Here is a 12435-nt window from a genome sequence, read left to right as displayed (position 1 = left end):
ACTTACTTTCGGTAAAAGCGCGATTTTTTTACGCTTTGCTACCCATCAAGCTTTCTTCAAACAAAAGAAAACCTATCTTGAGAAGTGCAGTAGTCCCGCAAGAGGACAACACAAATCACCCCACAAACGCCCGCTCAATCACAAACTCGGCTGGCTTGTTATTCGCCCCCTCGGTCAGTCCTGCCTTTTCCAGCAGTGCCTTGGTGTCTTTCAACATTGCGGTGGAGCCGCAGATCATGCCGCGGTCGATTTCGGGGTTGAGTGGGGGAACGCCGAGATCAGTGAAGAGTTTGCTGTTTTCAATAAGGTCGGTGATGCGGCCCTGGAAGGCGTAGTCTTCGCGGGTGACAGTGGCGTAGTGTTTCAGCTTGTCGCCAACGATTTCGCTTAGCATTTCATCGGCCTTGATTTCTTCGATCAAATCAAAGCCGTATTTCAGCTCGGCCACATCGCGGCAGGTGTGGGTGAGGATGACTTCCTCGAACTTTTCATAGGTTTCTGGGTCGCGGATCAGGCTGGCAAAGGGCGCGATGCCGGTTCCGGTGGAGAACATGTAGAGGCGCTTGCCGGGGGTGAGCGCGTCCAGCACCAGCGTGCCGGTGGGCTTTTTGCGCATCAAAACCTTGTCGCCGGGTTGAATTTTTTGCAAATGCTGGGTCAGCGGGCCGTTTGGCACCTTGATGGAGAAGAACTCCAGCTCTTCATCCCAGCTTGGGCTGGCGATAGAATAGGCGCGATAGAGCGGCTTGCCCTCCACCATCAGGCCAATCATGGCAAATTCGCCAGAGCGGAAGCGAAAGCCCGCAGGCCGCGTCATGCGAAACCGGAAAAGGTGGTCGGTGTAATGCGTCACGCTCAGCACCGTTTCGGCGTAAACGCCTTCTGGCACGATCAATTCGGCATTGTCGGTCTTTACGGGAGCGTTCATGGGAGGTCGAATCCTTCAAATCTCGTCTCGACAGCGCAGCAGTTCATCAAGCGCGCTGTAGCAATTTTAAATTTACCGCCTGTGCGGAGCCTATAGCCGAAATTACCGCCAAAAACCAGAGAGGCTTTGGCGGTATGGACAGTGCGGCTCTGCACTTGTGCGCCTCATCATCATTCCTCAGGCCGAGCGGCGGCGCCAGCTATAACCTTCCACCGCACCATTGCCGCGCGCGGCAGGCTGGTAGTGGTTGGCAATGCCGGGCAAACGCCCCTCTTCCAGCCGCGCCAAAGCCACCGCATTGCTCACGGCAAAGCTGTCAAAGCCGGTGCGCAACATCAGCGGGATCTGGTCGATCAACACATCGCCCACGGCCCGCACTTCGCCCTGATAGTTCAGCCGATCGCGCAGCAGTGACGCATGGCTGAAACCACGGCCATCGTTAAACGCTGGAAACTTCACCGCAACCAGCGCGATACGGTCGAGATAAGGTGCAAGCTTGGTCACATCGTCAGCCGGGGCGATGACCACGCCAAAATCAACGGTGTTGCTCTCTTCCACCGCTGCCAGAAAATCATCCAGCGGCAGGAGCGCTTTCTGCCCCTCGCCTGCTTTCAGCTCTTCCGTCTCGATAATCCAAGGGTCTTGCTCCGCAAAGCCAGCCTCTTTCCAGATACGGGTCATTGGCAGCACTCCTTACGCAGCTTCAGCGGTTGCGCCGCCATACAGGGCTTCCTTGAAGGGCTTTGGCCCCACGCGGCGGTAAGCCTCAAGGAAAGTTTCCTTCGGATCAAGGCGAAGGCCCAGATAGGTGTTGACCACCGTTTCAACGGCATCCGTGACCTTCTCCGGCTCAAAACCACGACCGATGATTTCACCAATCGACGAATTTTCATCACCCGAACCGCCCAGCGTGATCTGGTAAAGCTCGGCACCCTTCTTTTCCACGCCCAGCAGGCCAATATGGCCCACATGGTGGTGACCACAGGCATTAATGCAGCCGGAAATCTTGATCTTTAGCTCACCAATTTCAGCCTGACGGGCTTGCGAACCAAAGCGGTTGGAAATCGCCTGCGCCACAGGAATAGAGCGCGCATTGGCCAGCGCGCAATAATCCAGGCCGGGACAGGCAATGATGTCGGTGATCAAACCGGCATTGGCGGTGGCCAATTTGGCACCATTGAGCGCTTCATACAGCGCTGGCAGATCGGCCATTGCCACATGCGGCAAAATCAGGTTCTGCTCGTGGCTGACGCGGATTTCATCAAAAGCGTAGCGCTCGGCCAAATCAGCCACCAGCTCCATCTGCGCATCCGTGGCATCGCCCGGCGTGCCGCCAATGGGTTTCAGCGAAATGGTCACCATGCCGTAGTCAGGGTTTTTATGGGCCTGCACATTTTGCGATACCCAAGCGGCAAAAGCTGGATCAGCCTTTTTCGCCTTGGCCAGCGCTTCCCAGCCTTCTGCGCGGGCTGGCAGGTCCGGCATGGCAAAATAGGTCTCGATGGCGCGAATATCGCCCTCGGGCAGTTTCAACACACTGTCCTTCAGGTTTGCGAATTCGGCATCAAACTGACGGGTCAACTCTTCCGTGCCGGTTTCGTGCACCAAAATCTTGATACGGGCCTTGTACTTGTTATCGCGGCGGCCATGCAGGTTATACACCCGCACAATGGCGGTGATGTAAGACAGCATATCTTCTTCGGGCAGGAAGTCCTTGACCTTTTTGGCAATCATCGGCGTACGGCCCTGGCCGCCGCCCACGTAAACCGCAAAACCAAGATTGCCGTTTTCGTCTTTTTTCACATGCAAGCCAATGTCATGCACCTGAATAGCGGCGCGGTCGCGCTCGGCACCCGTTACGGCAATCTTGAACTTGCGCGGCAGGAAGGAGAATTCCGGGTGAACGGAAGACCATTGCCGCAAAATCTCGGCATAGGGGCGCGGATCGGCCACTTCATCTTGCGCCGCACCGGCAAAATGGTCTGCCGTGACGTTGCGAATGCAATTGCCCGAGGTCTGGATGGCGTGCATTTCAACGCTGGCCAGATCTTTCAAAATCGCCGGAGTGTCCGACAATTTTGGCCAGTTGTATTGAATGTTCTGGCGGGTGGTAAAGTGACCATAACCACGGTCATATTTCCGCGCCACATGGGCCAGCATCCGCATCTGTTTTGCATTCAACGTGCCATAAGGAATGGCAACGCGCAGCATGTAAGCATGCAACTGCAGGTATACGCCATTCATCAAGCGCAGCGGCTTGAAAGCGTCTTCCGAAATTTCGCCCTTGAGACGGCGTGCCACCTGATCACTAAACTGGTCCACGCGAGCGGACACGAAAGCGTGGTCAAATTCATCGTAACGATACATAGTCTTCCTCAGGCGGCTATAAAATCAGGATCGGCAAAACCGTGGCCATCGGCATAGGCCATGGTTGGGCCTTCCGCGCGAATACGTTCGCGCAAGCGCAAGGGCCAAAGCGTGCCATTGCGCTCTTCCACATCAATAATGTTGACATCAACCACCAGATTGTCGGCCAAAGCCTGCTTTCCGGTGTTTTCAAGTGCAGATTCGGCCTCGGCATGGCGCGCCACAAATGCATCCTGCAATTTTTCGGTCCACTGACCTGAAGCATCAAGCCAAACGGCAATGCCATCGCTCAAGCGGTTTGCAGTCAAGACTTTCTCTGCCATGCTCATACCTTCATCATGTTGTGTTCGGCACCAATGGTTGCACCCAATGGTTCAGAATGGACAAAATTTGCGCCCGCAACGGCATCGCCAATAATCACCATCACCGGCCCGGTCAATTCGGTGCGGTTTTCAAGGTCCGGCAACTCGCAAAGCGTGCCATGCAGCAAGCGCTTGTCGCCGCGGCCTGCGTTTTCCACCACGGCAACCGTGGTATCCGGAGCCAGACCACCAGCCATCAGCCGTTCTGCAACCGAGGCCGCAACGCTTCGCCCCATATACACGGCAACAGTTGCACCTGACAGAGCAACCCGCGCCCAATCTGGCAAGACATCACCGTTCAAATCATGGCCGGTGGTGAACACAAGCGTAGACGATACACCGCGCAGCGTCAGGGGCAGTTCAAAATCCGCTGCCGCCGCCAAAGCAGAGGTGATGCCCGGCACAATCTCATAGGCAATACCGGCATTGCGCAGGGCTGCCATTTCTTCGCCAGCGCGCCCAAAGATCAGCGGATCGCCTGATTTAAGCCGCACCACACGCTTGCCGGCCCGTCCAAGCTCGACCAGCAAATCATTGATCTCGTTTTGCGATTTGGAATGACAGCCTTTGCGCTTGCCAACAGAGATGCGCTCGGCATCGCGCCTGCCCATATCAACAACAGCCTGAGGCACCAGAGCGTCAAACACAATCGCGTCCGCTTCCATCATCAAACGATGAGCGCGAAGCGTAAGCAGATCTTCTGCACCCGGCCCTGCACCCACCAGAAACACCCGACCTTCGCGAGAGGCGGTGGCGGCACCCTTGAGCAATTTTGTCGCCTGACGGCGCGCGGCGCTGATATCACCGCTTTCCACCGCATCAGCCACGTCACCTTGAAAAAACGAGCGCCAGAACAGGCGGCGCGCCACGCCACGCGGCACAAGTCGATCAACAGCGCGGCGATAGCTGTTGGCCAAACGACCAAGCTTGCCGAGAGAGCGCGGCAATTGCCGATCAATACCGGCGCGGATCATTTGCGCCAAAACTGGACCAACACCCTCCGTGCCAATGGCAATGGCAATCGGTGCACGGTTCACCAGTGCGGGCGTATAAAAATCACAGTAATCGGGCTGATCCACAGCGTTTGCCGGAATTTTAGCAGCACGGGCAGCATCCACAATCACACGATCAGAAGCACCCTCGCCGGTGGCCGCAAACACCAAAGACATGCCCTGAAGCAAGACTGGCGAAAAAGACGAACCATCGACCTCAATGGCTTTGCGCTTTAAAAAGGCAGCATAGTCTGGCTCAGGATCCGCAGTGAAGGCAATGATCTTCGCTGATGTGTTGCTGATCAAGCGCGCTTTGGCAAACGCTTCATCACCATCGCCAAACACAGCCACTTTCGCGCCTTCAACGCGAAAGAAGGCCGGAAAGACCGACAGTTTTTCAGAATCAACGCTCAATGGACCAATCCCTTGTTTAGCGGCATTATCGGTGCAAATACCAGTTTGTTGAAGAAACAGAAATCCGCCTTCTGTTCCATGCCGATATTTCTTTGCTAGCCTGTTTGCTGATCATAGCAAAAGCAACCCGCAGCGCACAATTTTCTTTATTTTATTGACCGACCTTTGCCTCAAACTCCCCTTTAAGGCTAAATGCCAGACAAGATTCTCATATGAGGCTAGCCATGACCGACCAAAACCTGACTGCGCGCCTGCTTGACGTGATTGAACATGATATTATTCCCCTCACCCAACAAGGGGTGGCGGCTGGCAATAAGCTGTTTGGTGCTGCCGTTTTGCGCAAATCCGATTTGTCTCTGGTGATAGCTGAAACCAATAACGAGTTGGAAAATCCGATGTGGCACGGCGAAGTGCACACGTTGAAGCGCTTCTATGAGATGAGCGAACGGCCAGACACCAAAGACCTGATTTTTCTCTCCACGCACGAACCCTGCACCATGTGCATGTCGGCCATCACCTGGGCGGGCTTTGATAATTTCTACTATTTCTTCACCCATGAAGACAGCCGCGATGCATTTGCCATTCCGCATGATTTGAAAATTCTCAAAGAAGTATTTGGTCTTGAGCCGGGTGGCTATCGCAAACAAAATGCCTTTTGGAACAGTTTTGCCATTGAAGACCTGATCGAAGTTGAGGATGATTCAAGACGGAGCAGCCTTCTTGCCCAATCGCAGAAAATCCGCAGCCTCTACGCGGATCTTTCCACGGAATATCAATCCGGCAAAAGCGGCAACGCCATCCCGCTGAATTAAAAACCTATAAAAGGATAGGGACTCATGGAACCTTCAAAGGACATTGCGCGGCTGCTTGAGATCATGGCTGCTCTGCGCCAGCCGGAAACCGGCTGCCCATGGGACATTGTCCAGACATTTGAGACCATCAAACCCTATACGCTGGAAGAAGCCTATGAGGTGGCTGATGCCATAGAGCGCAACGACCCGGATGATCTGTGCGAGGAACTGGGCGATCTTCTGCTGCAAGTGGTTTTCCATGCGCAAATCGCATCGGAAAGCGGGCTTTTTACCTTTGAGGACGTGGTGGAGGCGATTACCAAAAAAATGATCCGCCGCCATCCGCATGTCTTTGCTCGCTCAGATGCCGACACGCCAGACGCGGTGAAGCAGCAGTGGGACACCATCAAGAAGCAGGAAAAGAGCGAACGGGCAGCCCGCCGTAAAGCGCGTGGCATGGCGGATGTGTTTCAAGACGGCCTGCTTGGCTCTGTGCAGCGCACATTTCCTGCCCTCACCGAAGCCGTGAAACTGCAAGAACAGGCCGCAAAAGTTGGTTTTGATTGGGATAAGGCCGAGCCGATCCTCGACAAGATCGAGGAAGAAATTGCCGAGTTGCGCGAAGCCATGCGCGAGGGCGATCAACACAAGATCAAGGATGAATTGGGCGATCTCACCTTCGCACTGGTCAACATCGGCCGTCATGTCAAAGCTGATCCGGAGCAGGCATTGCGCGGCACAAACGTCAAATTCCGTCGCCGTTTTGGCTATATCGAAAAAACATTGCGCGCCAACGGAGAAAGCCTCGAACATGCCAGCCTCGCCCGCATGGAAGAGCTTTGGCAGGAGGCTAAAAAGTTGGAACGAGGAATAGCGGGATCTTAATCCCGCTCCCAATCCTCTTTCACTTGGCCTTGCAAAACGCCAAGCTTTCGCTCCAGCTCATCGGCCTGGCGATCTGTGAGGCGCAAATCAAGACTGACGGAGCCGTCTTCCATGTCTTCGCGACCATCAACAACCGCATTCTCATAGGCCCAAGAGACAACGGCCTGTTTATCGGCGGGGATGATAACGGTTGCTTCTGTCAGCACGCCTGAAAGCCGCTGCGAGATAACATCCATCAGGGCATCCACGCCCTCGCCGCTCAGGGCCGAGACCGGAATTACGTTTTTGCGGGCGGCGACTTTTTGCAAAATGGCGTCATGGGCTTCCGGCTCCAGCCGGTCGATCTTGTTCCAAACTTCGATGATGCGCTCATCACGCGCTTTTTCGTCAATGCCGAGATCGCTCAAAATGCGCAGCACGTCGCCCGATTGCGCGCCATTGTCCGGATCGGCCATGTCGCGCACATGCAAGATCAGGTCTGCTTCCAACACCTCTTCCAGCGTCGCACGAAAGGCGGCAACCAAGTGAGTTGGCAGATCGGAGATAAAACCAACCGTGTCTGACAGAATAACCGTGCGACCTTGCGGCAGTTTCATGCGCCGAAGGGTCGGGTCCAGTGTGGCGAACAGCATGTCTTCGGCCAACACGCCAGCACCCGTGATACGGTTGAACAGCGTGGATTTTCCGGCATTGGTATAACCAACCAGCGCCACAATCGGATGGGGCACCTTGCGGCGCTTGGCACGGTGAAGCTGACGGGTCCGCACCACCTGCTCCAGCTCACGCTCCAGCCGCACAATGCGATCTTGCAGCATGCGCCGGTCGGCTTCAATCTGGGTTTCGCCGGGACCACCCATGAAACCGGCACCACCGCGCTGACGCTCCAGGTGGGTCCAGCTGCGCACCAGACGGCCCTTTTGATAGTTCAGATGGGCAAGATCAACCTGCAACGTGCCTTCCTTGGTGGAGGCGCGACGACCGAAAATTTCAAGAATGAGGCCCGTGCGGTCAATGACCTTGGCATTCCATTCTTTTTCGAGATTGCGTTGCTGAACGGGCGTGAGCGGATGATCAATGATCACCAGACCCGCATCGTGATGATCCAGCAATGCCTTTACTTCTTCAATCTTGCCGCTGCCCATCAAGGTTGCCGGGCGCGGCTGATTAATCGACACAATCAACCCTTCAACAACGGTGAGATCAATGGCGCGGGCCAGCCCCATTGCCTCTTCCAAACGGCTCTCATTGCTGCGGGTGGGCGCCGGAATACTCTCTCCTGTCGGTTTTTCAGCCGAACGTGCCTGCTTGAGCACAGGTACGAGCACCACTGCGCGCATATCATCGCGGTGCATTTCCTGTTCAGGGATAATAGAATCCGATGTTGTGTCCCGATTTGAGATAGCCGTTTTCCTGTCTTGAAATAGAAACGCCAATTCCCCGGCGCGATCACCGGGGAAAGAGAATGAACCGATGGGTGCGCTGAAGATTAAGCTGTGCTCTCTTCGCCTTCAAACATCTGCATCGGTTGACCGGGCATGATGGTTGAAATGGCATGCTTGTAAACGAGCTGAGAATGCCCATCGCGACGCAGCAGCACACAAAAATTGTCAAACGAGGTGACAACGCCGGTCAATTTAACACCATTGATCAAAAAAATCGTCAATGAAATTTTTTGCTTGCGAACCGTATTGAGAAAAAGGTCCTGCAAATTCTGAGAACGTTCCGCCATGGCGCCGCTTCTTTCTATTTTGCCGGTCGGGGATACCGGTTGGAGATTTTCTATCTGATTTTTTGGACAAACTGCCCTCATGCCCCTTGGGAGAGTTTGGTATCAAATCAGCGAGCATTCCGCAATCTGGAAAAATCCATTTGAATTCATTGCCAGATCGCTTTGCGCTCGGAACACCCCATCAAACCCCGAGGGATTTGAGTTTACGATGAAGTGCTGACCGCTCCATGCCCACAAATTCAGCGGTGCGTGAAATATTGCCGCCAAAACGATTGATCTGCGCAATCAGATAATCACGCTCAAACATCTCCCGCGCCTCCCGCAAAGGAAGCGTCATGATCTGGTAATCGCTGCGACCAGAGACTTTTGGCAGCATTTCGCCCAGATCCGCTGGCAGCATTTCGGCGGTGATTGTTGTATCCGGGCTATCGCTTTGTGCAAGGATCAGCAGGCGTTCGATATTGTTGCGCAACTGGCGAATATTGCCCGGCCAATCATGGGCCTGCAACACCGCCATGGCATCGTCACCGATTTTGCGCGGACGAATGCCCGCTTGCTCGGCAATATGGCGCACAAACATATCCACCAGAAACGGAATATCCTCGCGCCGCTCCGACAAGGCGGGCACCCGAATTGGCACAACAGCCAAGCGGTGAAACAAGTCCTCGCGAAACTCGCCATCCGAAATCATGCTTTCGAGATTGTAGGCACTAGAAGAGATGATCCGCACATCCACCTTGACCCGCTTCGAGCCGCCAACGCGCTCGAACTGCTGATCCACCAGAACCCGCAGAATCTTGTTCTGGGTCTCGCGCGGCATTTCGCCCACTTCATCGAGATAGAGAATGCCGCGATGGGCCTCTTCAAGCGCACCAATGCGGCGCGCCTGGCCGGGGCCACCCTCTGTGCCAAACAGGGCAACTTCCATGCGGTCCGGTGTGATTGCCGCGGCATTCAAGGTCACAAACGGCCCTGCAGCCCGCGACGACCTCTTATGAATCATGCGCGCCACCAATTCCTTGCCGCTGCCAGACGGCCCGACAATCATGATACGGCTGTTGGTTGGCGACACTTTTTCAATGGTCTGGCGCAATTGTGAAACGGCAACGGACGTGCCAATCAACTCGCTGGAATCACCTGTGCGGCGTTTCAGGTCCGATACTTCGCGCTTGAGTTTGGAGTTTTCCAAAGCCCGCTCGGCAATCAAAATCAACCGATCCGCCTTGAACGGCTTTTCGATAAAATCAAACGCGCCCCGCTTGATGGCAGAGACCGCTGTCTCGACATTACCGTGGCCGGAAATCATCACAACTGGCAGATCGGGATGCCGGGCCTTGATTTCATCCAGCAGCGCCAGACCATCCAACCGGCTGCCCTGCATCCAGATGTCGAGAAAAATCAGGCGCGGCGCACGATCCGAGATGGCCGCAAGCGCGCTGTCCGCATCATGGGCCGTGCGCGTCTCATGCCCTTCATCACTGAGAATGCCAGAGACAATCTCGCGAATATCTTCCTCGTCGTCGACAACCAGAATGTCAGAGGCCATAGGCTACTTCCTCACCGTTATGCGCGTCAGCAGAGGCGGTGCCAGCCTGTCTCGGAAGCACAACGCGGATCATCGCACCACGGCCTCCGTCAAACTCGGCTGGTGCATCATGCAATTCAAGCTGACCACCATGTTCTTCAATGATTTTTTTGACAATTGCCAAACCCAGGCCGGTGCCTTTGTCACGCATTGTCATATAGGGCTCCAGAATGCGGTGACGGTTTTCCACCGGCAATCCTTTGCCATTGTCGATAATGTCCACCACATAGCTGTCGCGGCTTTCGTCAGTCCGGGTCAAGATCCAGACGTGACCGGGCAATTGTGGCGCATCACTTGGCACCGCCTCAATGGCTTCAACCGCATTTTTGATGAGATTGCCGAAGGCCTGCGCCAGCATTCTCGCGTCAAACGACCCTTGCAACGGCGCATCGCCCAATTCGCGCGTGAAGCTGCAATCGCTGTGCCCCATCTCGCGCAAAAAGATTGCATCTTTCAAAATGTCGCGCAGATCGGCGCTTTGTTTGGTCGGCTTTGGCATACGGGCGAAGGACGAGAACTCATCCACCATCCGGCCAATATCTTCCACCTGCCGCACGATCGTGTCTGTGCATTGATCAAACACGGGTCGATCAGCGTCATCAATCTGCTTGCCAAACCGACGCTTCAGCCGCTCGGCAGAGAGTTGGATGGGGGTCAGCGGATTTTTAATCTCATGGGCAATGCGGCGCGCAACATCCGCCCACGCGGTTGAGCGCTGGGCAATCACAAGATCGGTAATGTCATCAAGGGTGATAACGTAGGATTCGGCCGCATTGCGAGTTTCTTCGCGAGTCACCTGCACAGAGAGTGTCCGCTCTTTGCCACCACGAATAAAATTAACCTGCTTGCGGAAGTCTCCGCGATGGCGAAGGGCCGCCTCGGCAAACACGATATTGATTTCGGGCGCTACGGCATCAAGCTTTTGCCCCATCAATTCGTCTTGTGTGCGCGCCAGAAACAGCTCAGCAGATGGATTAACAATGGTGATTGAGCCATCATCCTCAACGCCAATCACGGCCGCCGTCACACCCGATAGCACCGCTTCGATAAACCGGCGGCGGTCATCGACCTCGTCTTTCGCTTCGAGAATTTCATCACGCTGGGTTCTGATCTGCGAGATCATTTTATTGAAGGTGCGTGACAGGCTGCCCACATCGCCATCGGCCACACGCACCGGCACCACCACATTCATATCGCCAGACGCCACGTGTTCGGCAGCACCAATCAGCAAACGAATAGGGCGCACAATGCGGTCGGCAACGGCAATCGCGGTCCAGATGGCGGCTAGAAGCACAATCAGCGCAAAACCGAGATAAAGCACCGCAAACGCGATTTGCAACGTCGCCCGCCCCGCCTCCATCGCCTTGTATTCGGCGGTGTTATCCTCCATCTCACGCATCGCCTGCATGACCTTGGGATCAACGGCACGGATGGTATAAAGAAAGGCACCACTCAGGGATTCCAGCTTCATGATGGCACCCACAAGATTGGTGGAGCCTGGCGGAATCAACGTGGGTTGGCCAGCGGCAGCTTTGGCAAGCGCGTCTTCAGGTATCGGCGGCAAAGTGCCGTTCGTGGCAATATTGGCCTCAACAATGGGAGTCCCGTCCTTGCGGACAAGAAATGCACCAAGCAAACCGCGCCCCTTGGCTTGGCGGGTCATCAAATCAATAAAGCCGGTGCGATCGAGGAAAAATAGTGATCGATTGCGCTCAAGGTCATTGGCCATAGAAATGGTCTGGCCCTGCAAATAGCTGGCGTTCTCCATCAAATACGCCTGCGCAACATTCATCGACGAGCTGACGATTGATTGCGTGCGAATGGAAAACCAGCGATCCAGCCCCACATTCAGCGTGATTGTGGCGAAAATTGCCACCAAAATCGCCGGCGTGATGGCAACAATGGAAAACAGCGCCACAATGCGCACATGCAGGCGCGCGGCTGCCCTTCCGCGTCGGCGGGCCTGCACCAGCCGATGAACCTCACGACCAATCAGATAAATGAGGCAGACGACGAACAGAGAATTAACAATGGCTGAGCCGATCAGAACGGTCTGCGTCGGCGCAATTGGTGTCAGCCCCAAAAGAACAGGCAGCGAAAAAATGGCACATGCCAGCGCGCCACCCGCCAGCAACAAACCCGGCAATGCGAATGAGGACCGCCGCTCCTGCTGCAATACAGCAGTCGCTTCTCGCTCAGAATGTGTTGCCGCTCGGCGCATCTCTATCCAGTCTTGTTTTCGCACAGCGCGAAAGATTCCAGACTGATAAGGTCGGTAGAGTCTGTCAGGTTCAGATTGAACCTGACAGACTCTGAATTCTTTTGTTTTCGTTTGTCTTTTCGGGGAAACCGGCTTCCACCTTTCCCTGACAAACTCTAAGA

General features: G+C 55.0%; 11 protein-coding genes. 2 read left to right on the top strand and 9 right to left on the bottom strand.

Annotated elements, in window-relative coordinates:
* Window positions 1-115: 115 nt before the first annotated feature.
* The 5 genes from E6C51_RS03925 to cysG form a co-directional block, all read right to left on the bottom strand.
* Entirely contained in the window at window positions 116-928 is an 813-nt protein-coding gene (locus E6C51_RS03925) for a ferredoxin--NADP reductase (protein WP_190235116.1), read from the bottom strand.
* 177 nt (window positions 929-1105) lie between these two features.
* On the bottom strand, window positions 1106-1609 hold the full coding sequence (locus tag E6C51_RS03920; RefSeq protein ID WP_190235115.1) for a DUF934 domain-containing protein: 504 nt from the start codon (window positions 1607-1609) through the stop codon (window positions 1106-1108).
* Window positions 1610-1621: 12 nt separating this feature from the next.
* Entirely contained in the window at window positions 1622-3295 is a 1674-nt protein-coding gene (locus E6C51_RS03915) for a nitrite/sulfite reductase (protein ID WP_190235114.1), read from the bottom strand.
* A gap of 8 nt (window positions 3296-3303) precedes the next feature.
* Entirely contained in the window at window positions 3304-3618 is a 315-nt protein-coding gene (locus tag E6C51_RS03910; RefSeq protein WP_075640894.1) for a DUF2849 domain-containing protein, read from the bottom strand.
* A gap of 2 nt (window positions 3619-3620) precedes the next feature.
* A complete protein-coding gene (cysG, locus tag E6C51_RS03905; RefSeq protein ID WP_190235113.1) occupies window positions 3621-5063 on the bottom strand; it encodes a siroheme synthase CysG in 1443 nt (480 codons plus the stop codon).
* 224 nt (window positions 5064-5287) lie between these two features.
* Between cysG and E6C51_RS03900 the strand changes: the two genes are divergently transcribed.
* Together E6C51_RS03900 and mazG are read left to right on the top strand one after the other, a co-directional pair.
* On the top strand, window positions 5288-5875 hold the full coding sequence (locus E6C51_RS03900) for a deaminase (protein ID WP_190235112.1): 588 nt from the start codon (window positions 5288-5290) through the stop codon (window positions 5873-5875).
* A 24-nt stretch (window positions 5876-5899) separates the two neighbouring features.
* Entirely contained in the window at window positions 5900-6739 is an 840-nt protein-coding gene (mazG, locus tag E6C51_RS03895) for a nucleoside triphosphate pyrophosphohydrolase (protein WP_190235111.1), read from the top strand.
* Here mazG and hflX read toward each other — a convergent pair.
* The 4 genes from hflX to E6C51_RS03875 all read right to left on the bottom strand — a co-directional run bounded on the left by hflX (window position 6736) and on the right by E6C51_RS03875 (window position 12274).
* Window positions 6736-8091: a GTPase HflX gene (gene hflX / locus E6C51_RS03890; RefSeq protein WP_190235110.1), complete on the bottom strand. Its 1356-nt coding sequence runs from the start codon at window positions 8089-8091 to the stop codon at window positions 6736-6738. The two genes, mazG and hflX, sit on opposite strands and share 4 nt — an antisense overlap.
* A 134-nt stretch (window positions 8092-8225) precedes the next feature.
* The gene (gene hfq / locus E6C51_RS03885) at window positions 8226-8468 is read right to left on the bottom strand and encodes an RNA chaperone Hfq (protein ID WP_075640898.1); all 243 of its coding nucleotides are present in this window, start codon (window positions 8466-8468) and stop codon (window positions 8226-8228) included.
* A 181-nt stretch (window positions 8469-8649) separates the two neighbouring features.
* Window positions 8650-10014, bottom strand: a complete 1365-nt coding sequence (ntrX, locus tag E6C51_RS03880) for a nitrogen assimilation response regulator NtrX (RefSeq protein ID WP_190235109.1) — start codon at window positions 10012-10014, stop codon at window positions 8650-8652.
* On the bottom strand, window positions 10004-12274 hold the full coding sequence (locus E6C51_RS03875; protein ID WP_190235108.1) for a sensor histidine kinase NtrY-like: 2271 nt from the start codon (window positions 12272-12274) through the stop codon (window positions 10004-10006). The genes ntrX and E6C51_RS03875 overlap by 11 nt, the downstream gene beginning before the upstream one ends.
* Window positions 12275-12435: the final 161 nt, after the last annotated feature.

The sequence above is a fragment of the Gillisella terrae genome (assembly GCF_004801395.1).
Taxonomy (GTDB): Bacteria; Pseudomonadota; Alphaproteobacteria; order Rhizobiales; family Rhizobiaceae; genus Allorhizobium; species Allorhizobium terrae.
The sequence above is the reverse complement of the archived record's forward strand: the minus strand, read 5'-3'. Positions and strand labels throughout refer to the sequence as shown.